Origin of the sequence: Anabaena sp. PCC 7108, from assembly GCF_000332135.1 — a bacterium.
Classification (GTDB): domain Bacteria; phylum Cyanobacteriota; class Cyanobacteriia; order Cyanobacteriales; family Nostocaceae; genus Anabaena.
This window is the reverse complement of sequence record NZ_KB235896.1, coordinates 453,611-478,206: the sequence shown is the minus strand read 5'-3', so window position 1 is coordinate 478,206 and position 24,596 is coordinate 453,611. Positions and strand designations below refer to the sequence as shown.

Annotated in this window: 23 protein-coding genes; 13 read left to right on the top strand and 10 right to left on the bottom strand. The window is 38.5% G+C overall.

Features of this window, described 5'->3' with window-relative positions; all coding sequences use genetic code 11:
• Positions 1-216 precede the first annotated feature (216 nt).
• Both ANA7108_RS0102845 and ANA7108_RS0102840 read right to left on the bottom strand, forming a co-directional pair.
• A complete protein-coding gene (locus ANA7108_RS0102845; RefSeq protein WP_016949251.1) occupies positions 217-1,008 on the bottom strand; it encodes a DUF4231 domain-containing protein in 792 nt (263 codons plus the stop codon).
• A gap of 398 nt (positions 1,009-1,406) precedes the next feature.
• Positions 1,407-1,688 carry a hypothetical protein gene (locus ANA7108_RS0102840; protein WP_237741474.1) on the bottom strand — a complete coding sequence of 94 codons (282 nt, stop codon included), beginning with the start codon at positions 1,686-1,688 and terminating at the stop codon, positions 1,407-1,409.
• A 325-nt stretch (positions 1,689-2,013) separates the two neighbouring features.
• On the opposite strand from ANA7108_RS0102840, the gene ANA7108_RS0102835 reads away from it, so the two are divergent.
• Both ANA7108_RS0102835 and ANA7108_RS0102830 read left to right on the top strand, forming a co-directional pair.
• On the top strand, positions 2,014-2,913 hold the full coding sequence (locus ANA7108_RS0102835) for a DUF2382 domain-containing protein (protein WP_016949249.1): 900 nt from the start codon (positions 2,014-2,016) through the stop codon (positions 2,911-2,913).
• A gap of 168 nt (positions 2,914-3,081) precedes the next feature.
• The gene (locus ANA7108_RS0102830) at positions 3,082-3,609 is read left to right on the top strand and encodes a DUF2382 domain-containing protein (protein ID WP_016949248.1); all 528 of its coding nucleotides are present in this window, start codon (positions 3,082-3,084) and stop codon (positions 3,607-3,609) included.
• 44 nt (positions 3,610-3,653) lie between these two features.
• On the opposite strand, the gene ANA7108_RS0102825 is transcribed toward ANA7108_RS0102830, so the two are convergent.
• Positions 3,654-4,835, bottom strand: a complete 1,182-nt coding sequence (locus ANA7108_RS0102825) for an MFS transporter (protein ID WP_016949247.1) — start codon at positions 4,833-4,835, stop codon at positions 3,654-3,656.
• A gap of 90 nt (positions 4,836-4,925) precedes the next feature.
• Between ANA7108_RS0102825 and ANA7108_RS0102820 the strand changes: the two genes are divergently transcribed.
• Entirely contained in the window at positions 4,926-5,858 is a 933-nt protein-coding gene (locus tag ANA7108_RS0102820; protein WP_026103954.1) for an ion channel, read from the top strand.
• Positions 5,859-5,935: 77 nt separating this feature from the next.
• Here the strand turns inward: ANA7108_RS0102820 and ANA7108_RS0102815 are convergent, their stop codons facing one another.
• Positions 5,936-6,298 carry a helix-turn-helix transcriptional regulator gene (locus tag ANA7108_RS0102815; RefSeq protein ID WP_016949245.1) on the bottom strand — a complete coding sequence of 121 codons (363 nt, stop codon included), beginning with the start codon at positions 6,296-6,298 and terminating at the stop codon, positions 5,936-5,938.
• 274 nt (positions 6,299-6,572) lie between these two features.
• Here ANA7108_RS0102815 and hetL point away from each other — a divergent pair, with 274 nt between their 5' ends.
• Positions 6,573-7,286, top strand: a complete 714-nt coding sequence (hetL, locus tag ANA7108_RS0102810) for a heterocyst differentiation pentapeptide repeat protein HetL (RefSeq protein ID WP_016949244.1) — start codon at positions 6,573-6,575, stop codon at positions 7,284-7,286.
• 118 nt (positions 7,287-7,404) lie between these two features.
• Complete coding sequence (locus ANA7108_RS0102805) at positions 7,405-8,736, top strand: GIY-YIG nuclease family protein (protein ID WP_016949243.1); 1,332 nt, start codon at positions 7,405-7,407, stop codon at positions 8,734-8,736.
• 183 nt (positions 8,737-8,919) lie between these two features.
• Here ANA7108_RS0102805 and acsF read toward each other — a convergent pair whose 3' ends face one another.
• A complete protein-coding gene (gene acsF, locus ANA7108_RS0102800; RefSeq protein ID WP_016949242.1) occupies positions 8,920-9,975 on the bottom strand; it encodes a magnesium-protoporphyrin IX monomethyl ester (oxidative) cyclase in 1,056 nt (351 codons plus the stop codon).
• A gap of 685 nt (positions 9,976-10,660) precedes the next feature.
• On the opposite strand from acsF, the gene hemF reads away from it, so the two are divergent.
• From hemF to ANA7108_RS0102775, 5 genes are all read left to right on the top strand, one after another.
• Positions 10,661-11,737: an oxygen-dependent coproporphyrinogen oxidase gene (gene hemF, locus ANA7108_RS0102795; RefSeq protein WP_016949241.1), complete on the top strand. Its 1,077-nt coding sequence runs from the start codon at positions 10,661-10,663 to the stop codon at positions 11,735-11,737.
• Positions 11,738-11,891: 154 nt separating this feature from the next.
• Complete coding sequence (locus ANA7108_RS0102790) at positions 11,892-12,731, top strand: fatty acid desaturase (protein WP_016949240.1); 840 nt, start codon at positions 11,892-11,894, stop codon at positions 12,729-12,731.
• A 304-nt stretch (positions 12,732-13,035) separates the two neighbouring features.
• A complete protein-coding gene (locus tag ANA7108_RS0102785) occupies positions 13,036-13,668 on the top strand; it encodes a bifunctional 4-hydroxy-2-oxoglutarate aldolase/2-dehydro-3-deoxy-phosphogluconate aldolase (protein WP_016949239.1) in 633 nt (210 codons plus the stop codon).
• 90 nt (positions 13,669-13,758) lie between these two features.
• Positions 13,759-14,271, top strand: a complete 513-nt coding sequence (locus ANA7108_RS0102780) for a L,D-transpeptidase (protein WP_016949238.1) — start codon at positions 13,759-13,761, stop codon at positions 14,269-14,271.
• Between the two features lie 473 nt (positions 14,272-14,744).
• Positions 14,745-15,278: a L,D-transpeptidase gene (locus ANA7108_RS0102775; protein ID WP_016949237.1), complete on the top strand. Its 534-nt coding sequence runs from the start codon at positions 14,745-14,747 to the stop codon at positions 15,276-15,278.
• Between the two features lie 51 nt (positions 15,279-15,329).
• On the opposite strand, the gene ANA7108_RS0102770 is transcribed toward ANA7108_RS0102775, so the two are convergent.
• Positions 15,330-16,928, bottom strand: a complete 1,599-nt coding sequence (locus tag ANA7108_RS0102770; RefSeq protein WP_016949236.1) for an Hsp70 family protein — start codon at positions 16,926-16,928, stop codon at positions 15,330-15,332.
• Positions 16,929-17,160: 232 nt separating this feature from the next.
• Here ANA7108_RS0102770 and ANA7108_RS0102765 point away from each other — a divergent pair, with 232 nt between their 5' ends.
• The 3 genes from ANA7108_RS0102765 (at position 17,161) to ANA7108_RS0102755 (ending at position 20,415) form a co-directional block, all read left to right on the top strand.
• Positions 17,161-18,558 (top strand): hypothetical protein, encoded by a 1,398-nt coding sequence (locus ANA7108_RS0102765; RefSeq protein WP_016949235.1) that lies wholly within the window; start codon positions 17,161-17,163, stop codon positions 18,556-18,558.
• A 396-nt stretch (positions 18,559-18,954) separates the two neighbouring features.
• A complete protein-coding gene (locus ANA7108_RS0102760; RefSeq protein ID WP_016949234.1) occupies positions 18,955-19,569 on the top strand; it encodes a hypothetical protein in 615 nt (204 codons plus the stop codon).
• Between the two features lie 72 nt (positions 19,570-19,641).
• The gene (locus tag ANA7108_RS0102755) at positions 19,642-20,415 is read left to right on the top strand and encodes a Uma2 family endonuclease (protein WP_016949233.1); all 774 of its coding nucleotides are present in this window, start codon (positions 19,642-19,644) and stop codon (positions 20,413-20,415) included.
• 448 nt (positions 20,416-20,863) lie between these two features.
• On the opposite strand, the gene ANA7108_RS0102745 is transcribed toward ANA7108_RS0102755, so the two are convergent.
• The 4 genes from ANA7108_RS0102745 to ANA7108_RS0102730 form a co-directional block, all read right to left on the bottom strand.
• Positions 20,864-21,346 carry a hypothetical protein gene (locus tag ANA7108_RS0102745; RefSeq protein WP_016949231.1) on the bottom strand — a complete coding sequence of 161 codons (483 nt, stop codon included), beginning with the start codon at positions 21,344-21,346 and terminating at the stop codon, positions 20,864-20,866.
• Between the two features lie 13 nt (positions 21,347-21,359).
• Entirely contained in the window at positions 21,360-21,674 is a 315-nt protein-coding gene (locus ANA7108_RS0102740; protein ID WP_016949230.1) for a hypothetical protein, read from the bottom strand.
• A 163-nt stretch (positions 21,675-21,837) separates the two neighbouring features.
• Positions 21,838-23,679, bottom strand: a complete 1,842-nt coding sequence (gene ftsH3 / locus ANA7108_RS0102735; RefSeq protein ID WP_016949229.1) for an ATP-dependent zinc metalloprotease FtsH3 — start codon at positions 23,677-23,679, stop codon at positions 21,838-21,840.
• Positions 23,680-23,791: 112 nt separating this feature from the next.
• The gene (locus tag ANA7108_RS0102730) at positions 23,792-24,583 is read right to left on the bottom strand and encodes an aminotransferase class IV (protein ID WP_016949228.1); all 792 of its coding nucleotides are present in this window, start codon (positions 24,581-24,583) and stop codon (positions 23,792-23,794) included.
• Positions 24,584-24,596 lie beyond the last annotated feature (13 nt).

The window sequence follows — 24,596 nt, the reverse complement described above, 5'->3', positions numbered from 1 at the left end:
AGTGGGTTGAATTTCTGTTATTATTAGGACTTACGCAAGTGTCACACTAAAAATCTGTTGTAGGGTGCTTTACTACTGCATAAATCCTGCAAATAAACAGATTGTTGATATCTGACGCACCCTACCAATGTGCCAGTTGCGTAAGTCCTCATTATTTGTATCTCTGACAGTAGTCGAAGGCTTTTTTATATTCGCCCAATACTGTTAAAACATCCTCTAAGCAGGTTGTTCGGTTTTAGTTGTATCAGAACTGGGTTGTTCAGTAGTGGCTTGTTCCTTCTTATCATTTTGCTGTTCAGGAGATTGTTGTACTTGTTGCAGGTGAATGTTATTAACTTGGGTAATGAATTGTTCCACAGATTGACTTATCCGTTGTTTTTGTTCAGATTCATCAGTAATGTCATAACAACGATAAGCTGGTGTAATTCCCAAAATAAACTTTTCTTGTTCTGCTTCTAATAACTCAACAATTGTGTTAGCAACAATTGCATTCTTCTGAAAAGGAAAAGAAGTGACTATACTGGCAACAATAGAAGCAAGAGCCGGACAGATTACCGGCAGCCATTTCAGCCAAGCTTGTCCCGCTTCTAACTTATCTACCAATACTAGAATTGGTGTAACACCAGACAAAATAACAGTAGAAATTTGCAGAATGTAGTAAAGATTTCTTGCCCAATTTCTAATGTTTTTATAATCATTAATCAAATCTTGACAATACTCTAAAGCTTTGGCTCTAGCAGGGATAATGGTATTGTTTTCCAAGGAATTACTAAGGGTTAATAAAGAGGTATAAAGTTCAGCTTTTTTTTCAAGTTCAATTTTTTGTGCTTCCTTCTGAGCAGTGTTAACTGAGCTTCTGTTGAGTAGAAACAAAAAAATCGCAATAGCTAAGGCTGCTGAACCAGCTATGACATATTCTTGATTAGCGGAATCGAAATAAATGATGATAGCAGCACTGATAAAAACAGCTGCTAATAAATAATCAATCAGCCTTAAAAACAACAACATTTTTTCACCTGATAAAAAAACGAATGAGATGTATGGGCAATTTTCAATTGGATGCTTAAAATTTGCTATTTTTTAAATAGTCCTTGTCTAATAATCCCTTGAAAATTGGGTGAAAAGCCTGAAAAAGGTCATTTTCACAAACAACAAAATATATTACACTAAAGTAGTATTCAATACAAGTTTGTTAAGATATTAGTTAACAAAAATACTATCATCTAAATTTACTCTGAGGATATGGGGATGTACTGACAGCAGTTTTTATGTATTTGTACCACACGCTAAGTTTTCTATTTCGGCTCTTCCTTTGTGTGAGATATAAAAATGTAGTTGATTTCCTCGAAAACATCTGTAAATTAACCTTAAATTTTCTCCTGATCTTTAAGGAAGATTACTATCTTTTAAACGGTAATAAAGAAAAAAATTAAGATAACACTCAGAGTAAGAGCAAAGATTAATGCATATTCAAATCTACGATTTATAAATCCAATAGCAGCAATTAATCCCAGGAGTAGAATAGCGATACCAACATATTGTTCTTTTTGCCAACCCCTAGCAATTAATATATCTGGAGGTGGTGTGCTTTTGGAAGGTGTTGCTTGAATATTCTTATTTGTTATTGGTAAGTATTTAGTAATTACATTCATATATCTATCTGCTTTTATTTTTCCTAGGTTGTTCATAAACACTTTTAAATTCCTGACTGCAATATTGAAGCTTTGAAAAAATTAAACATTTTATATTTTTCATATTGCTATAAATAAATCCTACAACAAACTATAAATAAATCCTATAAATAAATCCTATAAATAAATCGGCTTTATGAATCTATAACTTTGGGTTTTCACTATTATTACTAAGGATAGCTTTAAAAGCTCACTCATATCACTTTTGGTAAAAATAAGCCCATGCAAATTAGGTCTCTAGGAAGAGGATAGCAATTGGATAAAATTTTACGATAGGCATATAGAAGTTAAGAAATTCTATAATTGCAAGAGGTCTAATATAATGGCTCTTTACAAATTACAAGAGTTTGATCCTAACTATCGTGATACCCTTGAAGGTAAAGATATTAAAGGATTCGGAGTTTACAGCCAAGGAACTAACGAAAAGATTGGTAGTGTTAATGATATTTTAGTTGATGATGAAGGTCATTTTCGTTATTTAGTCATTGACTTAGGGTTGTGGATTTTCGGTAAGAAAGTATTACTCCCCATTGGTAGGACTCGTATCGAGTACAATACCAATCGGGTTTACGCCATTGCATTAACAAGAGAACAAGCTGACAATTTACCCGAATTTAATGAACGTCTAGTTGCAGATTACGACTATGAAGAACGGGTACGGGGAATATATCGCAATCCCCAGTATGTCACCACACCTTTGGAAACATCATCTCCCCTCGAATCATCAGTACCTGTAGACTCATCAACAACCTCGGCACCAAGAACTACATCAGCTTACGACCGCGATACCTATAGCTACGAACATGAGCCTGATTTGTTCAACTTGAATGAGCAAGATCATCAAACTCTAAAATTGTATGAAGAAAGACTTATTGCCAATAAAAACCGTCGCAAGATGGGGGAAGTCACAGTTGGTAAGCACGTAGAAACTGAAAAAACACGAGTTTCAGTACCAATTGACAGAGAACACGTTGTCATTGAACGTGTCACACCAGATGACGCTGGTAGAACTGTTTCTTCTCGTGAAGCTGACTTCCATGAAGGTGAAGTTGCTCGCATGGAAATTTACGAAGAAACACCTGAAATTCGCAAAGAGGCATTTGTCAGGGAAGAAGTTAGAGTTAAAAAAGTAATTGAGCATGATCAGGTTGAAACTCAAGAAACTGTGCGTCGTGAGGAGTTAGATGTAAGTTCCCCTAATCTACCAATTGAAGAACGATAACTGGTTTGTAAAAAATGACAATTTGATATTTGATTTTCATTTTTTTAAGTAAGACTGAGTCGTCTAAACTAACCTAGCCCGCATAGGCGGGCTAAATAATTTCATTCATTTTCCAAGAAAACTATTAAATCGGTTTACATAAACACATAACACTAATCAATAAACTATATGCCTGAATATTTAATTTCGGAAAAACTAGGAACACAAAATCCAGAAATAAATGCGTCTGTTAATTTAGAAAATTTAGCGGTGGTTGAGGAAAAAATTATTCCTCTTTTAGAAGAAAAACTAATTGTTGATAGTAAAAAGCAAAAAGTGGGAGAGGTTATTGTTCGTAAACAAATTAAAACTCACATTATACAAGTTCCTGCTCGTCGAGAAACTTTAATTGTTGAACAAATTAGCCCAGAATATCAAAAACTCGCAGAAATTGATTTACGTCAAGGAGAAATTTCTGGTGTAGAGTTAACTACAGGTCAAATCTCACAATTTCCAAGTTTTGATAGTAATTTAATGGTCTATGGTGAGTTTAGTTCTCCAAAAATTGCTAGTTTACTTTTAAACGCAATTGCTCTAGACCAAAATAATGGGTGCCAGCATATAAAATTGGCAATTATCCTAGAAACTGAGTCCCAACAGCAAAAGTATCAAGAATGGTTTAACCGCTGCGCTCAAGATCAACAACCAAAGTTTTGATAGTAGTTAATTTTATGGTGGGTAATCCCCACCTTTTTTATGAATTATGAGTTATGAGGTGTATATCTTCTGCGATTATATATGGCAAAAACTAAAACACAAAATGTTAATAATCCTGCTAAATATAAAGGATAGCCATAGGTTATGGGGTTAGATTGTTTGACAATCACTCCGGCAATTACAGGACCAATACCATTAGAAATACTTAAATAAGATGCATTCAAACCTAAAGCAGTTCCCTGATCTTGTGGTTGAGCATTAAGAGAAATTAACGTGCTAATCATAGGTTGAACGAGAGAATTAAATATTGAAAAGATTATACTGACAATCACAAAATATGTAATATTAGGTAAAAGTGGCATCAAAGCAAATGACAAACTCCGAAAAAACAAACCTAAAAATAATATTTTAACTACATCAATTTTCTTGCTCATTACGGACACTCCCCAGGTTTGCATAAGTACACCTAGAATCCCAAATAATAAAAATAATAATGTTAAAGACTTACTGTTTTGACCTAATACTTGAATAAAGTAAGGTTGGAAAGCATAGGTAAACATAGTAAAAGTTGTTCCCGTTAAAAAATTAATTAAGAGCAAAATACCGACTCCCGGCATTGCTAAACCTTTAATTAAATTTCCTAAGCCTAAATCAAAAATATTCTTGGATTTGGTAGCTTGACTTTGAAGAGTTTCCGGTAAAAAGAATATTGTCATTAACAGGGCTACAAACGCCACTGCACCAGAAACTAAAAAGGCAGCCCCTAAAGAAAACTGTTGTGCTAATAAGCTAGTAGCTGGCCCTAAGACAAAGCCTAAACCCATAGCTGCTCCATAAATTCCAAAGGCTTGAGCGCGATTTTTGGGACTGGTGAGATCAGAAATTACCGCTTGAGCAACAGAAGCATTCCCTCCGGTGATACCATCTAAAAATCGGGCGAAAAAAAGCAGCCCCGCAGTTGTTGCAGTTCCAGCTATGGAGTTAGCGATAACAGTTCCCGCTAAACTGATTATTAATAAAGGCTTACGTCCAAAACGATCAGACAATTTACCAATGACAGGAGTGGCAAAAAATTGAGCGATAGAGTAAATAGAAAATAGTAAACTGGTTTGGAAATCGCTTAAACCAAATTGTTTACCATAAAGATAGATAATGGGAATTAAAATTGTAAAACTCAGGGAGTTCACAAAGGCAATTAAAGCAGTAATCCAAAAGTTGCGATTCATCAGGATTAAATAATCACCAGATATGTGATCTTATAACTGTATTTAACACTTCTGTCATACTACCATTCATCATGCTTTTGGTTACTCCCCATGAAATTTCGGAAATTTCGATTGCAGAGACAGTCTAGGAAGCAAAAAAAAGTTATCATCCCACGAGTTCACATCAAAATCCACAATGGACAATTTGAAATCATAGGTATGGGTGCTTGGCATTCTTACTGGCGTGATCCTTACCATCTGCTACTAACGATTCCCTGGGTTGGTTTCTTGATCTTAATTTGTGTGTTTTATGTAGCTATTAATGCTTTGTTTGCCTCCGCTTATTGGCTAGGAGGAGATTGTATAGCTAATGCTCAACCAGGTTCTTTTGCAGATGCCTTTTTCTTTAGTGTGCAAACCTTGGCATCTATTGGTTACGGTGCTATGTATCCAAAAACAACTTATGCCAATATCATTGTCACTATTGAAGCAATGATTGGTGTGGTGGGAATTGCGGTGATGACAGGATTAGCCTTTGCCCGTTTCTCTCGACCAACTGCCCGTGTGATCTTTAGCCGTGTAGCTGTTATTACACCCCATCAAGGAGTGCCAACGCTGGCATTTCGTACTGCTAATCAGCGCCGTAACATGATTTTAGAAGCTCAGATGCGGATGTATTTAATGCGCGATGAAATCACAGTAGAAGGATATTCCATGCGGCGAATTTATGATCTCAAACTTTTACGTCATCAAACACCTAACTTTTCTTTGTCCTGGTTAGTAATGCATATTATTGATGAGTCTAGTCCTCTTTATGGAATGACAGCAGAATTACTAACTCAGACTAATTCTTTGCTGATGGTTTCTGTTAGTGGTATTGATGAAACGGTGGCACAAGTTGTCCATGCTCGTCATAGTTATAGTGCTAATCAAATTCTCTGGAATCGTAGATTTGTTGATATTATGCACCACACCCCTGATGGACATCGCTATGTGGACTACAATCATTTTCATGATGTCTTGCCTGTAGATAAAGTAGGTTGATATTTCTGGGCAAGATGCTATTTAACAACTAAAGTGGTTGTTGACAGCGGTTTGGATGTCAGTTGTATGGAATTCTTTCAAAAAACTCCAGTTCTGCTACGAAGAGCTTTCAGACTTTCAGCTTGCTGTAATACTCTTTCGGTAATGCGATCGCATACTAACTCACAAAGCTCAAAAATTATCGGATCTGCAATCTCATAAAAAGCACTAGTACCCTTGGGCTGACGAGCTAAAATCCCCGCCTGAGTTAATACTTTTAGGTGCTTAGACAGATTTGCTTGCCCTAAACCAGTCGCCTCTGCAATCTCCATCACATTCATCGCACCTGATTTCAGACAGGTCAAAATTTGTAATCTACTCCCCTCTGATAGCACTTTAAAATAGTCAGCAACTGCCGCGAGAATAGCTGGATCAGTTTTGGATGGCTTCTTTTTGGGCATAGGGAGACTCAATCTTTAGCAAAATAATTGTTTAATCACTAATTAGTATTATAACTAACTGTCAATTAACAGCGGCGAATAAAACAGATTATTTGGGCTAATTTCAGAGTTTGCTGGTATCAATAGAGGAAATACTCTTTTATTTCACATTCCAATACTCAGAAGTAAGACGAAAATGGTAAGATTACTAAAAAGTTATTTAGTTAATTAGTCACTAATTTCGTTATTGCTTTGATCCTGTTCTGAATCTCCAATCACAAACTTGTAATTATTTATGGATGTAAATGAAATTTTAAACCGTTATCTAGCGGGAGAACGCAGCTTTCAGCGAGTTAATCTACAAGAAGCAGAGCTAACGAATGCTAACCTTACAGGCTCAGATTTTAGCTATGCTGATTTACGTCAAACACGGCTAGGTAAAACCAACTTCAGCCAAGCTTGTTTACGGGAAGCAGACCTGAGTGAAGCCATCCTTTGGGGAACAAACTTGAGCAAAGCAGACTTGTATCGTGCCATTCTACGTGAAGCTGATTTGACTGGTGCAAAGCTAATTCTGGCTCGTTTAGATGAAGCAAACTTAATTAAGGCTAGTTTATGTGGTGCTAATTTGCATGGTGCAAAACTCTCTCGTGCGCTGATAATTAAAGCTGATTTTCGTCCTAGTTCCGACCAACGCACAGATTTAGGGTATGCAGTTTTGAGTGAAGCAGATTTGAGTTACGCTGACTTACGAGCCGCTTCACTGCACCATGCTAATTTGGATCATGCAAAGTTATGTCGAGCCAATCTCAGCCGAAGTATACAGTGGGGAGATTTAGCAACTGATTTGACTGGAGCTAGTTTGCAAGGTACGGATTTAAGTTATGCAAATCTCACTAATACAATATTGCGAAACGCCAATTTACAAGGAGCCGATTTAACAGGAACAATTCTCACCGATGCTGATTTGGAAGGAGCGATTATGCCTGATGGTACAGTATCTGGATAATTTTTTAAACGCGGAGTCACGCTGAGGTTAACGCAAAGTGACGCAGAGGTTTTTGGTGTTTTATGTTAAGTTGGGTTGATGTAAAAAACCCAACCTACATTTTTATTTAAGTGGTGCAATGTTATTAGAAAATATCAATTTATCTGAACTACCATCAGTCTATTTACTTGAAAAAGATCGTCTTCCTAATTGTGCAGCTATCTACTTTATCTCTGATAGTCAAGGTCAGATTATTTATATAGGTCGAACTGTCAACTTATGTGAAAGATGGAAAGCACACCATAGATTTCATCAACTAAGAAGATTTAATAAAAAGAATAGACTCAATATTTGTTGGTTGACTTGTAACCGTGATTTAGAAACTCTCGCAAATCTCGAAAATGAGTTTATTAGGTTATACAAACCACCGCTAAACTGGTCAAAAGTAATAGCACCAATTAAAAAAATAACTCCAGCCGAAATTGCATTACAGCAAAGTCTTCAGCAGTTATCCAGGTTCAATGTTATGATATTTGGGTTTGACCCAATTTTAGACAAAGAACCACCAACAATATATTTATTGTATCCTGTTTATGGAATGAAAGGATTCTCTGGAAGTATTAGAACTGCATTAAAAAACATTAATAAAAAGGCTAGTGCTTTAAAGTGGAAAGAATATAAAACAGAACGTAAATCTTCAGGTAAATTCGGATATTGGGAGACTGAATATAATGGATTAAGAATAGATATATCTCCTGCTCAAAGTTTAGTTGACTTTATGCAATATTCTACTCGTCGGACTTTAGCTGGAGTAGAACTTATGGCTTTTAGTAGCGAACAACTAGAAATAATTTTAGAAAAAATGCCAGATAATGAGCAGAATACATCAGGTTTAGGTGCTTTGGAAGATGATCCTATTTCTGTAGAAATGGTTGATAAAAATAAATCTACAAATGGAAAGGATAAAGATGTCGGTGAAGTTGAATCTTGGGAGGAATTAGAAGCAATGGCTGAAGGTGAAGTTAGAGTAATGACTCGTCAGTTTGTATATGTTGATGATGTGGAAATAGAGGTTTGTGATAACGAAAATGGAAAGCATTTTGTTAGGCACAATGTTTACTGGTGGATAATGCACGGACAAAAAAATCCCAGCCGCCAGTATAGTAATATCATAGAAAATACCCAAAATGCAGTTGATAGATTACCTACTATCAGATGGTCTGGCTATAGGTTTAGATTTGAGATAATTAAATTTAGTGAAGATGATGTTGAAGTTGAAAGTGTACTACTTCCACTAGCTATGTTTGAAGACCTAATGAAAGACAAGTCAGGGGTTAGTAGTAATGTTATAGAAGAGATTCAAAAGGGTGAGTACACATTAAAGCCAAATGATAGTAATAGGATAAAAATATTCACATGGCTACAGTCAAATTCTATATCTTCTCTGCTTCAAACCAAAAATAGCGAATAAAAATGGCGTGGCTAAATTTAGGTATGAAATTCACTGGCTTTAATTGTGAAAATTCTTACCTTTGCGCCTAACGCACTTCGTGCTAAAGCCTACGGCACGCTCCGCGAACGCTCCGCTGCTGCGCCTTTGCGTGAGACATTTACATTTAATAGGTTGGGTTAAAAGCAACCCAACCCCAATCATTTAACGCACAGTTCCCCGTAAAGCTTCAGTATCAATCGGTTTAATTAAATAAACGAGAAGGAGATTCCAAACAATTGCTGTTATTAAAGGTAGTTTGCGGATAAATTTCACGACTTTGTTACTAGAACTGCGGGAAATCTCGGATATTTTTAAATTGTAATCTGAGCATTGTTGTAGAAGTGGGAAAAACTGAGGATGTTCGGTATTTAACATGACTGGAAAAGCGCGTCCAGCAGTTTCGTTGGTGTTGCGAACCACTTGCTGATCAAATTCTGTGGGTTCAAGTCCTAGCAAATGGTAGAAACTACCTCGTTCGTGAACTGTCAAAGTGTGAGTAGCAAATACCGATAACAAGAAAAACCGACTCCAAAGTCTTGATTTCCAGTTGTTCCAGAGTTTGGGTTGAGAACGTAACAAAGCCTTGAATATATCCCCATGTCGGTTTTCATCTTGACACCAACTCTCAAATTTACGAAAAATTGGGTAAAACTGATGCTCTGGATGCTTTTGTAAATGGTGATAGATAATGATGTAACGCCAATAACCAATTTTTTCTGATAAATAAACACTATAAAGCACCCACTCCAATGGGAAAAATGTATAGGTGCGGGTTTTTGTTACCTCACCCAAGTCCAGAGAAAGTTTAAAATCACCCATTGCTTTATTGAGAAATCCCGCATGACGAGCTTCATCACGCGCCATCAGTTGAAATATTTCCGCTAATAACGGATTACGTTGTTTTAGCTTCCGTGATAATTCTTTAAATAGCAAAAACCCGGAAAACTCGGAAATACAAGAGCGTTCCAAATACTCAATAAAGGCGCTGCGTGCTTCACCATCAATGTGTTCCCAAGACTGCTCAAACTCGTCATCCCGGACGAAATGGTGGCGGTTGTAGTCGGCTCGCATTTCTGCCAACATTGCCTGTAACTCTGTTTCTTGGGCGGAAAGATCCAAATTAGCAGCGGTTTCAAAGTCTGTGGTGTAAAACCGGGGAGTAAGTACGGTTTCTTTGGTTGGGGCTTTAATTCCTGGTTTGGGTAGGGTATTTACCATGATTCCTCTAGTAGTTTGTTTAATAACGTAAGTTGCTAGTTAGGGAAACTGTCTGAATCAAGATGAACAGGATTTAAGGATGAACAGGATGAAGCCTGGGATTTTATCACCAATCATCAATCACCAATCATCAATCACCAATTACCAATCACCCATTACCAGCCTCAACTAGATAACTAGCAACTTGGGTTAATACTTACATAGCTATCAAGTTATGATTACTATAGTTCTTTGACTAGATTCTGTAGTTAAAGCTTTACAATTTTTAAGCAAAGTTGAGTTCGGTAGGGGCTGGGTGCATCAGATATGAAAAACCTACTAAATTTGTAAGTCCTGAGTTAATAGGATTTACGCAAGTGTCACACCAAACATCTATTTTATGGTGTGTCAGATATCAAATATCTGTTTATTTGCAGTATTTTAGGACTTACCCATTAACAAAATTTATCAAATATGGATTGTGGATTTTATCTCTTCTATGGTGTGGTTCGGCAAGCTCACCAACCACGTCAGACCCGATAATTAGCCCACAATTAACAAAATTTTGCCATCTGACGCACCCTACTAAATCTGTAAATCCTGAGTTGATTAAGTTTTGTAACTACCCGATATCTTATTAGCTTAATAGCTATAGAGTTATTAATTGAAGTAACCACTCTTACCAAGAGATTAAGAGGTATTCAGCATGGGTCGTCATTCAGAGAATCATCTGCGGAAATCTACAAGTCAAACAATATTGCTCGCAACTCCAAATTCAGTCAATCCACCTGTAGATTCCCGCCAACGGGCGAAGCAGTTGATGCAGGACATACAGGATGAAATTTGTGCTGGTCTAGAACAACTTGATGGAGAAGCTCGTTTTCGGGAAGACCTCTGGGAACGAGCCGAAGGTGGTCAAGGACGCACCCGTGTGATTCGGGAAGGGCGGGTATTTGAACAAGGTGGTGTTAATTTTTCAGAAGTTTGGGGAGATAGCTTACCTCCGGCAATTCTGACTCAACGCCCAGAAGCAGCCGGACATGATTTCTTTGTGGCTGGAACTTCGATGGTGCTGCATCCTCGTAATCCATATGTCCCGACGGTACACCTCAACTACCGTTATTTTGAAGCTGGTCCGATTTGGTGGTTTGGTGGCGGGGCTGATTTAACGCCATACTATCCTTTTGTGGAAGATGCTGTTCATTTTCACCAAACTTTAAAAGCTGCTTGTGATGCTTCCCATCCAGAATATTATCCGACGTTCAAACGCTGGTGTGATGAATACTTTTATTTAAAGCATCGTCAGGAACAGCGGGGGATTGGCGGGATCTTTTTTGATTATCAAGATGCTAGTGGTAGACTTTACGTCGGTTCTCAAGCCGATAGTCAAGCAGCACTTTACAGCCAGCAAGTGGGAACTGTATCTCGTAATTGGGAAGATATGTTTGCGTTTGTACAACGCTGTGGTCAGGCATTTTTACCGGCTTATTTGCCCATTGCGGAACGACGACAAGAGATGGAATATGGCGATCGCCAGCGTCAATTTCAATTATACCGTCGCGGTCGTTATGTTGAGTTTAATCTAGTGTATGACCGGGGAACGGTTTTCGGGCTGCAAACCAATGGCCGGGCGGAATCTATTCTCATGTCTCTACCACCGCTGACACGCTGGGAATATGGCTATGAACCAGAACCAGGAAGCCCCGAAGCAAAACTCACGGAAATCTTTCTTCAGCCCCAGGATTGGGCGAATGGTTTGATAGCAGCGGAATACAGCATTTAGATATTAACCGTTAGGAGAAAGAATTAATTTCTAATTTTTTCCCTTGTTACCTGTCACCTGTCACCTATTCCCTGTCACCTATTCCCTGTCACCTGTCACCTATTCCCTGTCACCTGTCACCTGTCACCTGTTCCCTGTTCCCTGTTCCCTCTTTATGACATTAAATTTTTCATCAAATCAGCTAGAGAACCCCCAACCTCTGCGACTTAATTGGGTGCCGGTGGCATTTTTCGGTACTATTCATGGACTAGCATTGCTGTCACCCTGGTTTTTTTCCTGGGGTGCTGTGGGTGTAACTTTGTTACTTCACTGGCTATTTGGCAGCATCGGAGTGTGTTTAGGTTATCACCGATTGCTGAGTCATCGCAGTTTTCGAGTTCCCAAGTTGTTAGAGTATGCGATCGCTATTTTAGGTGCATTATCCATCCAAGGTGGTCCGATTTTCTGGGTGGCTGGACATCGTTTGCATCATGCTTACACCGAAGACGAAGAAAAAGATCCCTATTCTGCCCGTAAAGGTTTTTGGTGGAGTCATATGCTATGGATTTTTTATCCCCGTTCCGACTTCTTTGATTATGATTGCTATCAGCGATTTGCTCCTGATTTAGCGCGAGATCCTGTTTACGTTTGGCTAAATCGTTACTTCCTGCTGCTGCAAATTCCCGTTGGCTTGTTGCTGTATGCCCTGGGAGGCTGGTCATTTGTGATCTATGGCGTGTTTTTGAGGTCTGTCCTTCTCTGGCATACCACCTGGCTGATTAACTCAGTAACCCATATGTGGGGATATCGTACCTTTGCAAGCGATGATAATTCCCGTAATCTCTGGTGGGCAGCAATTCTTACTTATGGTGAAGGGTGGCACAATAATCACCATGCTTATCCTCACGTAGCCAAGTGCGGTTGGCGTTGGTGGGAAATTGATGTTACTTGGTGGGAAATTGCGTTATTGAAAACAGTCGGTTTAGCAACAAATGTCAACTTACCGCCTGATTAGACGATTAAATCTGGATATCTTTAATAGAATAGGTATTAGTTATAAACTTGTAATTTACCTCAATACAAAAAATAATTGAGGTAATTTTTGTTGTGTTTTTTGTTGATGAAAATAATATATAGGAATAATATTTGATTTATGAAAAGATACGTAGGGTGCGTCAGACTCCATAAATTCTATTAATAAACAGATTTGTAATATCTGACGCACCCTACAATACCTAATTTTTTTCAAAAATCAAATATGACTTCTATAGCAATCCTATTTTTTATCTAAATTGCAGCAATTACAAATTATCGTAAAAATGTCGAATCAAGTTTGGTTATCACAATTGCAGCAAAATCGAGCGATCGCAGTTATTCGCGCTCCTAAAATAGCATGGGGTGAAAAAATGGCTTCTTCTGTAGCTGCTGGGGGAATGCAGCTAATAGAGATTACTTGGAATAGTGATCGCGCTGCTGATTTAATTTCTTTACTCCGTGCCGAATTGCCTAACTGTATCATTGGTACAGGAACACTATTTAATGTTCAGCAGTTAAAAGATGCGATCGCAGCTGGGGCGCAATTTCTGTTTACTCCCCATACTGACTCAGAAATGATTAAAGCTGCAATAGCCAAAGATGTTCCAATTATCCCAGGCGCACTTACACCTACAGAAATTGTTACTGCTTGGAATCAGGGAGTAAGTAGTGTCAAAGTCTTCCCTGTGCAATCAGTGGGGGGAACTAGCTATATTCAAAGTTTACAAGCTCCTCTTGGTCATATTCCCCTAATTCCTACCGGTGGTGTGACACTAGAGAATGCTAAAGATTTTTTACGATTTGGAGCAGTCGCTGTCGGCTTAAGTGGGGAATTATTCCCAAAAAAATGGCTATTAGAGGAAAATTGGGGTGCGATCGCACTCCAAGCCAAAAAGCTCATACGCACGTTAAATTAATAGTTATGTAGTGAGTAATTGGTAGTGGGTAAACTTTTCTGAGTTACTTCTTCCCCAATTATTCAGTTAGTGAAGAGGAGTGTGTGTACCATGAAAAGTCTGATTTATCCTCACTGGGTGCGTTCCTTAAAAATATTACTTGCAAGTACAGTAATTTATACTGGTATTTTTAGTACTGTATCAAGTCAAGTTTGGGCAAATCCCGATAACAATAAAATTGCTACAGCTATTCAAACACTCAAACAATCTGATCAACGCTGGATTCAAATTGATCTCTCCAAGCAAAATTTAATTGCGTGGGAAGGTAGCAATCCTGTCTATGCAATCACCATTTCTTCTGGTAAAAAATCTACACCTACTCGCGTTGGCACTTTTAAAATTCAAACAAAGCTGAAAAAAGCTCGGATGCGCGGTAGGGGTTATGATGTTCCCAACGTTCCCCATACTATGTATTATCAAGGCGGTTATGCCATTCACGGAGCATATTGGCATCACAGATTTGGTACTCCTGTCAGTCATGGTTGTGTAAATCTTGCACCTAATCATGCTAAATGGGTATTTGAGTGGGCTGACGTAGGGACACCAGTAATTGTGCAGGAATAGGCAATTTCAAAAATAGGCGTTGCTGAATAAGGGGATGATTGAGGCGGACGCGGGGACGCGGAGACAGGGAGACGCGGTGATTATGTGGTGATTATATATGAATACCTTGTCCATGTCCATTTTCTGTAGGTTGGGTTAAGCGACAGCGCAACCCAACGCATTTGTTGGGTTTCATACTTCAACCCAACCTACAAATCAAGGCTTTTTCCAATTTGGACAAGGTATTGTATATTGATGCAGATTCTCAAATCATCCCGCAATTATGCAACGCCCAAAAATAGAATAGGAGTTTCTAGATATTGAGAATCATGACAAGTATCAAACCGTTTCCTGCTTTACAGAATAAGTAAATTAGAAATAAGATAATGAGGGGGTATCAAACATCTCTAAATCTCTGTTTTCCAGAATTTGGCGTAAATCCTCAGAATTCCTGCGCGAACTAATAACAGTAAATCTTCAAAGGTAATTGGATTATGCCAAGCTGGATTCGCAGTGCTTTAATGCGTTCCTCTGGAACTTTTTGTACAGGTATACTGTTAATGCTGATGACTTCATTTTCTTGGTCTTCACCAACCAGTAACCCCAAAACTACTACAGCTAATGCATATACAGTAAATCAAAGTATTACTGTCTCCAAAAATAATCAAATATCCCAATCTCGCCGGATTGAAATTGATTTATCTGAGCAGAGATTACGTGCTTGGGAAGGTAAAAATTTAGTGTACTCCTACCGAATTTCTACGGGAAAGAGTAAAACTCCTACACCCATTGGTAGATTTCAAATTAATTCTAAATATCGGATTAATCGGATGCGTGGTAGAGGTTACGACATTCCTGATGTTCCATACGCCATGTATTTTTATGAAGGATATGCCATTCATGGTGCTTACTGGCACAACCGTTTTGGCACTCCAGTTAGTCATGGTTGCGTTAATTTGCCAGTTAGTCAAGCGCGGAAGTTATACAATTGGGCTGCAATGGGAACTGTGGTGATTGTGCGTCGGTAGGGTTTCAATTTTGGAGTTGGGAATAAACAACACTCGTTTTAGCTGAAAGTCTCATTTCAACTGTGCTACAAGTTGATTTTCAACCAGGGTGTCATTTGTCAACAAGTCCTCAACGGTGATACGTAAACAGCATTTATCATCAACTTGAAAGAGGATTTTAATGCGATCGCTCCCCGGAAATCCTGGGGGTGATAGTTGGGCAATTTTTCTAGCCCCTTCTTTGTCGTTGAGGGGTTTGACTGGGGTTGTTAAACACTTAATATTGCGAGTAATTAGGCGATCTCCATCAAAATAAACTTCTGTACTGCCGGTGTCTGTTCCCAATTCCCCCAAAATCAACTCGATACTGGGTTGATTTTCCACCGAAGCCCCCAAGATTAATTCTACTGGTTGAGTCATGGGATAAGCCTGTCCTGCTTTGACAATCGGTTGCCAGCTGTGACGCTGGTTACGACGATCCCAGTAACGGACTCCATAACTATGATAGAGATAGTCTTTGATTTCCATTCCTTGGGTGATTTGCAGCGCACCTTGAGCGATCGCTTCAAAAGGACGTTCACAGCGGATTTTTTCTGGCTCAAAATATTGGTTTACCCATGTCTGCACTGCGTGTAATTGTATAGAACCACCAACTAACAACACAGCATTAATATCATTAAGTTCTATTCCTTGACGACGGGCTTGCTGCAACAGTGTCATCATGGCATCATGTAATCTATCAAAAAATCCGTTTTCTTTGAGGAGTTCTTCTAGTCCCTTGCGGTTAAGTTCCATTTCATAGCTTTCAAAAGTCTCATTATCAAAAAAGAATTCACTAGCTCTGTCTTGGGTTGATAGCTGAATTTTTAACCGTTCTGCCAGTCGAGTTGTCAGGGAATTAATCGGTAATCCTTGGGTTTTAGCAAAGTAATCAACTATCCAATTATCAATATCAGTTCCACCTAAATTTTGTCCAGCTTTTGCCAAAATACGGGCAGTTTTTACCTTTTGCTGAGAATTTTCAGCCAGAGATTTATTACCCCATTTGAGTAGAAATCCTACTGGTTTAATATTAGCTTGGGGATTTTTATCTAAACACACTAAAGATAAATCTAAAGTACCACCACCAAAATCAATTACCAACAAATTTTCTTGTTCTGCCAAACCATAACCCAAAGCAGCTGCCGTAGGTTCATCTAACATTCTCACTTGTTCAACAGGCAGTGCTTGACAAACATTGCCTAACCAGTAACGATAAGCTTCAAAGCTATCTACAGGAACTGTTAAAACTAAAGAATCTAAACCACCTTCTGTGGGAGCTAATTCTGAAATTACCTTAGTTAAAAACCATGTTCCTACTTGTTCAAAAGTGATATTTTGTCCATCTAATTCGGGTAAGAAGCCTTGGATATTTGCCCCAATTCCCCGTTTGAAGCTGCGGAAAAATCTACTATCACTTTTGAGATCCAAACCGCGATCGCGCACTTGTTGCCCAACTAAGATATTACCTTGAGTAGCATCTTCCACATAGACCAAGCTGGGAATCAGTGGAGGGTTGAGATTTTGTTGAATGGATAAACCCGGTAAATTTATAGTTTCTGGCTGCTGGGTGACGGGATTCCAGCGGGTAATGACAGTGTTACTAGTTCCAAAATCGATAGCAATCGGCATATTTATTCAAGCAATATATTAATTACACGCTGAAACGCTAAAACTTCAATATACAAAGTTAAGTTTCTGCAACTTTTGTCATAGTACATCGGTCAAGTACCGCAGGGCGGAATTAAAAATTAAAAATTAAAAATTAAAAAAGCAGATTGTATAAGCTTTTCAGAGATTTTTTAATGGTTATCTTACTTACGCCGTACTGTACTAGTGGTTCAAATTACCCAAATAACTAATTATGACTCCTTCTGCTCAAGGCATTCCCGGATTGCCAGATTTGACACATCCCCATGAGTTAGTCCAATTTGGCACTCAATTACTCCAAGGTTCACTGTTATTTGTATTTTTGATTGTAGCTTTAGGAGTAGCGATCGCACTAATAAGTTTTTCCCTCAGACGAAATACCACCGAACAAGCCGTTTTCTTTGGCGAATGGGCGATTCGCTATTCTCAATTATTGCGGGGACTACAGCATTTAGCTCTAATTTTAGTTCTCTTAGTCACGGGATTTTTCCTAACTTCAACTTTAAGCAACCGTTACCACTACTGGGAACAAGCCAAAGTCTCACAAGTAGCCGAAAGTGTTGCAGGTGATAAATTAGAACAAACCGCACCTCAAATCCGCTACATTACCGAAGAACCATACACCTATACCACCCAAGTTAACAACAAAATAGTCAAAGTTAATGATAAACAAAAAGTCACACGTTATCTAACATTATCTGGCTCACAAATTCAAGTCAAAATAGACCAAAGTGTCAACGTTCAAAATCGTAGTTCTATTTATCTTACCGACTACACTGCTGATTACAAAGTTGTTAACCAACTAAGTGATATAAATAGTTTTTTCTTTGAAGCACCACCACCTTACGGTTCCTCACTTTTAACTAATTACAAAGTAGAACGAAACGGAACAAGATTAAAACAAACTAATCCCGGTGATTATGGTTTTCCCTTTCGTTTAGAACCTGGCGAAGAAACAACATTTAGAGTTACTTATCAGGCACGAGGTGGACCACGCTGGGTTTATAATGCAGCCAATCAAATACTTTCTCAATTCCGTCTTACAGCAACAGCGAATTTTAGTAATGCCGACTTTGCCAGTGGCATTGAACCCACTAATCAGAAGAAAATCGCTGGTGACGGCACTCAATTTACTTGGATTTTTGCTGATAATGTTTCTGTAAAAAATCCCTTTGGTGTCTTTACCAGTACTCAAGCTATTAAAAATACTGGCATTATTCCCAGATTATTACTATTAGCGCCGGCATTATTTTTGTGGTGGATATTACTACTATATTTATCTCTACCAATGAGTTTAAAAAATGTCGCTATAGCTGGTGGTATTTTCTTTGCTTGTTTACTAACTTTAACCTACATGGCGCGGTTAATAAATGCCGAATTAGCTTGGATCATAATTTCATTTATATTACTAATTTTGACCTATGGTTTAGGGTCAAATCTTCATGCTTCCTTAGCTGCTATTATCTGTACTATTGCTGGGGCAATTTTACCTGTATTTGGATTATTGATACCCTGGAGTGGTTTAACTCTGAGCCTTGCAGGTTTACTTTCAGTTGCGTGGTTAGCAGTACGTCATTGGTATGGTTGGGATAATTTGCCAGCACCGCGTTAAAACTTCAATTTCATTAATTTTAGGACTGGTCTATTGATAAAATAGATCAAATATGGATTATCCATTTTGTCTCTTGTAGGGTGCGTCAGACCCGATAATTTGGCAAAAAACAGATGTCCTGTATCTGACGCACCTTACTGAACTATAGTACTTAAAGAGTCTGAAAGGGCGCAATTTCGTTCATACATATCATGGTAAGTTTAGTTAGCGTGCGTAAGTCCTAGATTTATTAAAACGACGTTAAAAAACAAAAGTATCAGGACTTACGTAACTGTCACTATTTGTAAGATGCGTCAAATGCCAAAAATATGTTTATTTGCAGAATTTATGCAGTCTGACGCACCCTACAATAGATTTTTATTGTGACAATTGCATAAGTCCTAAGTATGTAACAAAATGTCAAATCCAACTGTGAGATGGAAATTTTGGTGGCGGTGGGTATTAGCTACTACTATCGGCTTTTCTTTAGGCTTTTTTTTAGGCTTGTTTTCCAGCTTGCTGGGGATAAACTCTTCTTTATCTGCAATTTCCGGTTTTTGGGGTGGTGCATTGGGTGGTTTATGTGTAGGTATTGCCCAAAAATTAGTTTTACGCAAGAAAGTTTCTGCTAAATGGATATTAGCCACAACTTTCGGTTTTAGCATGGGCTGTGGGATAGGTGGGTTAATACTTGTGATTACATCTAATGCCATTATGAGTCCAATTTTGGGCATAGCCAGTGGCATTATTTCGCTGAGTTTTGCCCAAGCACTAGTTATGAAATGGCCGAGAGAAAAGACTCTTAACTGGCTTATTGCCACTACTATAGGTGTCATAGTAGGCGCAGGTATAGGTACATTGGCCTGTATTCTGGCGGCTGTTACTGCTGAGAAGATATTTAAAGGCGATTTACAGACACTGATTGAAATTTTATTTTCGGCAGCAGTGGCAGGTAGTATGGTGAGTGGATTCATCTATGGTGGCATTAGTGGTTTATTTTTGATTAAATTATTGCCAAATCCTCAAACATGAAAACAGCTATAAAACTCTCCCGTCAACAATCAGTTAATCTATAAGTAACCCTCTCAATTAGTGGATAAAATCATGGTTGAGCAACTTTTAATCAACGTTGATGATTACGATGTGCCAGATGCCAACCTGCTAGTCACTGAAGATGATACACCTGTGGATAATCTCGCATCTGCCAAACAACAACGCCTTTTAGTCCGTTCTCTTTACAGTTCTTTACAAAATCAGACTTTTTTAGCAACAGCTAATGTGGGAGTTTACCATACTGCTGGTGAACCGCCTATTGTTCCTGATGTATTTATTAGTTTTGATGTGCAAGTTCCTGAAAATTGGTGGGAAAAACAAAATCGTTCTTATTTAGTTTGGAAGTTTGGTAAAGTTCCAGAAGTTGTGATTGAAATTGTTTCTAATCAAGAAGGTGAAGAATTAGAGAAAAAGCTGAGAATTTATGAAAAAATGCGGGTTATTTACTATATTGTTTATGACCCCTGTCAACAATTAGGAGAAGAGATTCTGCGTATTTATCGCCTCAATGGTAGATATTATATGGAAACTCAAGAAACTTGGTTAGAACAAGTTGGTTTAGGTGTAACTTTGTGGTCAGGTGAATTTGAAGGGAAGCAAGATAATTGGTTACGTTGGTGTTACCAAGATGGTAATGTTTTGCCTACTGGTGATGAACGTGCAGAAATGGAACGGCTGCAAAAGGAAGAAGCACAACAACGGGCTGAAAATGCCGAAACCCGCGCTCAAACCGCAGAAAATCGCGCCCAATTACTAGCAGAAAGACTTTTAGCTATGGGTGTAGATCCTGAAAATCTAAAGCACGACAACTTGAAAGAATATTGAAAAAAATTTAATTTTTTGAATAATTTTCAAACTTGTCTTATAATATGAATCAATAATGCTCTATATAAGCTGAAAATACTTTCTTTCTCTTCGGGAGAAAGTGTATGGCCGATCATAACCTCTTTGGAACCTTCATTCACTGCCTTTGTTCTCGTGTTGCTATTGGTGTCAGATTTATTTTGGAGACCGCTTACTCAAATGCCAAGTTTAATTAAGGAGGTAGTTAAGCGTTTGATAGAATCAATTAAGAACATAATGCCACGAGCCGCTTGTACTAGCATTGTTATGAAGGGAATCGCAGGTGCGGCTCATGCTATCAAAAACAGAATAAGTTGAACAGCAATATACTCTACACCTTGCTGAAAGTAATCTAGACTTTAATGGGAAATTAGATATTTATTTACGTTTTTTTCAGAGAATTTATTTAATTGATTTGATAAATTACGAGTTAGGTGTTAGTAACTTGTTTTTTATCAAGCAGAGGAGAATCGATATCTAAAAGCCAATTTTCATCAACAAATTCCAGATTTTCATTATAGATAAGAACTAACTCACCTATATTTTGAATAGTTGGAGATCCGAATGGGTAAGATCTATCATCAGGGAACGCTACAGCATGAATAGCAGCAGCAATATTAAGTGAATTAAGTGGGTTGTCAGAATCGGGATAACCAGTACCAATAAGAGAAAATTTGAGTTTTAGAAAGCGTTTATCTTGGGTAACACCTACAAAACTGCTGACTAATTCTGCTTCTATGGTGCGAGGTAAACTAATTGAGTCATAATATTCATCCTGTTCATCCCAATAACCATTGATTGTATAACAGCATTTTTCAAGATGTTTTTGAACAAGAGAATTAGTATCTAAATTTTCTAATATCTCAGTTAAATCTTGCCAGATTTGGTGATTTTTTAATTGAAGTGTAGTCATAATCTATTCTGGATTAATGTTGTGTTACAAAACCAGGAAAATGTAATATACCATTAATATATTTGGCGTGAAACCGTCTATCGCCACCGTTACCTAATACTTTAGATTTTAAATCATATCCTTTTTCTTCAGAATCAACAAGCCCACTACTATTTTCTGGATGTACCTGCCCTTTTGCAATTGCTTTTAAATGCTTTCCTTTACTATCATATCTTATACCTAATTTTATTTGTTTGTCGCTAAATGAAACTTGCAAATCATAAGTTGAAGAATATACAACGTCAGGTTGAATATCTTGCCAATTATTGGGTAATGGTAAAACTTCCATGATATCTAATGCTTTACGGCTCTACTGATGCCTTTATGGAATCGAATAATAAATTAAGCAATCATATCATGCAAGTTTATAGCAAAAATGGTATGAAATAAAAAAAAATTGGGGTACTTCCAGAAAACCCAGAAATACCCCAATCTTCAAAACTGATTAACTACTATGCAAAAGCAGCAGTTCTAACATCGTTATTTGTCAGAATTTCTTGCAATTCATCAGCGTCTACGGTTTCTTTATCAACCAACATTTGGGCGATTTCATCCAAAATGTGGCGATTATTTACCAACACTTCTTTAGCGCGAATATAAGCAGTATCGACTAATTTCCGAACTTCTTCATCAATTGCGGCTGCGGTTTCTTCGGAGAAATCACGCTCAGACATGATATCCCGACCGAGGAACATATTACCTTGTTGACGACCTAAAGCCACAGGACCCAAGCGATCGCTCATGCCAAACCGAGTTATCATCTGTTTAGCAACTCGTGCTACCTGTTGCAAGTCATTGGAAGCACCTGTGGTAACTTCATCTTCACCAAAGATAATCTCTTCAGCTAAACGACCACCTAAAGCCACAGCCATCTGATTTTCCAGGTAAGCACGGCTATATAAACCTGTATCCATGCGGTCTTCACTGGGAGTAAACCAAGTCAAGCCACCGGCACGACCACGAGGAATGATGCTAATCTTTTGTACAGGGTCATAGTCAGGCATCAACGCACCAACTAAAGCGTGACCGGCTTCGTGATATGCAACCAAGGTTTTGCGCTTTTCGCTCATTACTCGGTCTTTCTTCTCTGGCCCAGCTAATACGCGGTCGATGGCATCATTGATTTCATCCATCGAAATTTCGGTTAAATTGCGACGTGCTGCTAAAATTGCGGCTTCGTTCAACAAGTTGGATAAATCTGCACCTGTAAAACCAGGGGTACGACGAGCGATTTTATCCAAATCCACATCTTTCGATAAGGTTTTACCCCGTGCGTGAACTTTGAGGATTTCGCTGCGTCCACCGTAGTCAGGACGGTCTACGACAACTTGACGGTCAAAACGACCGGGACGCAATAAAGCAGCATCAAGTACATCAGGACGGTTGGTAGCAGCAATAATAATAATGCCTGTATTACCTTCAAAACCATCCATTTCGGTGAGCAACTGGTTGAGGGTTTGTTCCCGTTCGTCGTTACCACCACCTAAACCAGCACCCCGTTGACGACCGACTGCGTCAATTTCATCAATAAAGACGATACAAGGAGCGTTGGTTTTTGCTTGTTCAAATAAATCGCGGACGCGGGAAGCACCCACACCAACGAACATTTCCACAAATTCTGAACCGGAGATTGAGAAGAAAGGTACACCAGCTTCCCCAGCTACAGCACGAGCGAGGAGGGTTTTACCTGTACCAGGAGGTCCAACTAAGAGTACACCTTTAGGAATTTTTGCACCAATGGCGGTAAAGCGGTCGGCGTTTTTCAGAAAGTCTACAACTTCGTTTAATTCCAATTTGGCTTGGTCAATACCAGCAACGTCACCAAATGTAACTTGGGTTTGGGGTTCCATTTGCACTCTGGCTTTAGATTTACCAAAGTTCATCGCTTGGCTACCGGGGCCACTTTGAGCGCGACGTAACAAGAAAAATAAACCAACTAAAAGCAATACAGGGAAAAATAAACTGCTGAGTGCTTTAAACCAAAATCCTTCGTCGGTTTGGGGTAATACTGCAATATCAACACCTTTAGCTGTCAAAGTATTGATTAAGTCTGGGTCGTTAACTAAAGTGACGCGCTTTTTATTGGGGTCGTATTTAGGTGTAACCATTGCTGTAGAACGGTCTGAACTGAGACTGACCTTTTCTACTTTACCCGTTTCTACTTCTTGAATAAATTGACTGTAGCGCCATGTTTCTACTTGAGGGGGTTGGTTGTCAAAGAACGCAGTCCCTAAAGCAATTACAACTATAAAAAGTAGCGCATACAGCCCAGCATTTCTCCATTTTTTATTCACCGAGGTCTATCCTTCTGATTTTTTTGTGCTTGCGCGTAACTTCTCTAAAAAAGAGAGGGGATTATTAGAATTATGTTAACTTATCTTAACGTATACCAAAATGGTGTTCGTGTCATGGTAAAAATAATTCTCTGATTTTTGAGAAACAATCATGGTAGGGATTATATTGTAGCGACCCTGTAGGCTGTTGAACGGTATGGATGGGAATAATCTCGACAACACTATTAGTGTAGGCTATGGCTGTGAATTTTTTGACTATTTCCACTGTCCAAGGTTCCTGCTGTACGCTGGTTTCACGGTTTTGTAGTTCTTTGAGTAAATGCGATCGCTCTATTCCTGGTAAAATTCTTTCTTCTAGAGGTGGTGTCCACCAACAGCCTTCTCCCCAGCCCCAAAGATTACCGGTGCTGGTTTCTAGCCAATTTCCTTGAGAATTTACTAAAATCGCTTCTTCGGCTGTTAAGGTTTGAACAGTATTTTTTGCTAACCAAGCGCTCAAGTAGTTGCCAGTTTTATGATCAGGAAGAGAACGAGCTAATTCTGGTTTGGCAAGGGCGCAGACAATACCATGACTTTGCTTTTCTGTCAAGTTAAGCGGTAATAATCTGCCAATAATCCATTCTCTCCCATCTGGAAAGATAGTGATTCTGATAACTGGAAAATGTTTCAACAGGATTTGTGCGCCATGGCGCACAAAATTCCAGTCCGGTTCTGTCCAGCCAAAAGCGTGTAAACTAAATTTCAAGCGATCGCAGTGTGCTTGCCAATTAGTTAAACTGCTATCAAGGGAATCACCGTAAACCCGCAGTGTGGTAAAAACCGTTGCCCCATAAAGCAAACCCGGATCATTAATATCCAATTCCAGAGTTTTAGCATCAATTAATTTACCACAATACCAATACATAAATAGGGAATGG

Bases quoted from the DNA above. Each gene is read 5' to 3' on its own strand.
- ANA7108_RS0102845 (WP_016949251.1), bottom strand. From the start codon at position 1,008: ATGTTGTTGTTTTTAAGGCTGATTGATTATTTATTAGCAGCTGTTTTT.
- ANA7108_RS0102840 (WP_237741474.1), bottom strand. From the start codon at position 1,688: ATGAACAACCTAGGAAAAATAAAAGCAGATAGATATATGAATGTAATT.
- ANA7108_RS0102835 (WP_016949249.1), top strand. From the start codon at position 2,014: ATGGCTCTTTACAAATTACAAGAGTTTGATCCTAACTATCGTGATACC.
- ANA7108_RS0102830 (WP_016949248.1), top strand. From the start codon at position 3,082: ATGCCTGAATATTTAATTTCGGAAAAACTAGGAACACAAAATCCAGAA.
- ANA7108_RS0102825 (WP_016949247.1), bottom strand. From the start codon at position 4,835: ATGAATCGCAACTTTTGGATTACTGCTTTAATTGCCTTTGTGAACTCC.
- ANA7108_RS0102820 (WP_026103954.1), top strand. From the start codon at position 4,926: ATGAAATTTCGGAAATTTCGATTGCAGAGACAGTCTAGGAAGCAAAAA.
- ANA7108_RS0102815 (WP_016949245.1), bottom strand. From the start codon at position 6,298: ATGCCCAAAAAGAAGCCATCCAAAACTGATCCAGCTATTCTCGCGGCA.
- hetL (WP_016949244.1), top strand. From the start codon at position 6,573: ATGGATGTAAATGAAATTTTAAACCGTTATCTAGCGGGAGAACGCAGC.
- ANA7108_RS0102805 (WP_016949243.1), top strand. From the start codon at position 7,405: ATGTTATTAGAAAATATCAATTTATCTGAACTACCATCAGTCTATTTA.
- acsF (WP_016949242.1), bottom strand. From the start codon at position 9,975: ATGGTAAATACCCTACCCAAACCAGGAATTAAAGCCCCAACCAAAGAA.
- hemF (WP_016949241.1), top strand. From the start codon at position 10,661: ATGGGTCGTCATTCAGAGAATCATCTGCGGAAATCTACAAGTCAAACA.
- ANA7108_RS0102790 (WP_016949240.1), top strand. From the start codon at position 11,892: ATGACATTAAATTTTTCATCAAATCAGCTAGAGAACCCCCAACCTCTG.
- ANA7108_RS0102785 (WP_016949239.1), top strand. From the start codon at position 13,036: ATGTCGAATCAAGTTTGGTTATCACAATTGCAGCAAAATCGAGCGATC.
- ANA7108_RS0102780 (WP_016949238.1), top strand. From the start codon at position 13,759: ATGAAAAGTCTGATTTATCCTCACTGGGTGCGTTCCTTAAAAATATTA.
- ANA7108_RS0102775 (WP_016949237.1), top strand. From the start codon at position 14,745: ATGCCAAGCTGGATTCGCAGTGCTTTAATGCGTTCCTCTGGAACTTTT.
- ANA7108_RS0102770 (WP_016949236.1), bottom strand. From the start codon at position 16,928: ATGCCGATTGCTATCGATTTTGGAACTAGTAACACTGTCATTACCCGC.
- ANA7108_RS0102765 (WP_016949235.1), top strand. From the start codon at position 17,161: ATGACTCCTTCTGCTCAAGGCATTCCCGGATTGCCAGATTTGACACAT.
- ANA7108_RS0102760 (WP_016949234.1), top strand. From the start codon at position 18,955: ATGTCAAATCCAACTGTGAGATGGAAATTTTGGTGGCGGTGGGTATTA.
- ANA7108_RS0102755 (WP_016949233.1), top strand. From the start codon at position 19,642: ATGGTTGAGCAACTTTTAATCAACGTTGATGATTACGATGTGCCAGAT.
- ANA7108_RS0102745 (WP_016949231.1), bottom strand. From the start codon at position 21,346: ATGACTACACTTCAATTAAAAAATCACCAAATCTGGCAAGATTTAACT.
- ANA7108_RS0102740 (WP_016949230.1), bottom strand. From the start codon at position 21,674: ATGGAAGTTTTACCATTACCCAATAATTGGCAAGATATTCAACCTGAC.
- ANA7108_RS0102730 (WP_016949228.1), bottom strand. From the start codon at position 24,583: ATGTATTGGTATTGTGGTAAATTAATTGATGCTAAAACTCTGGAATTG.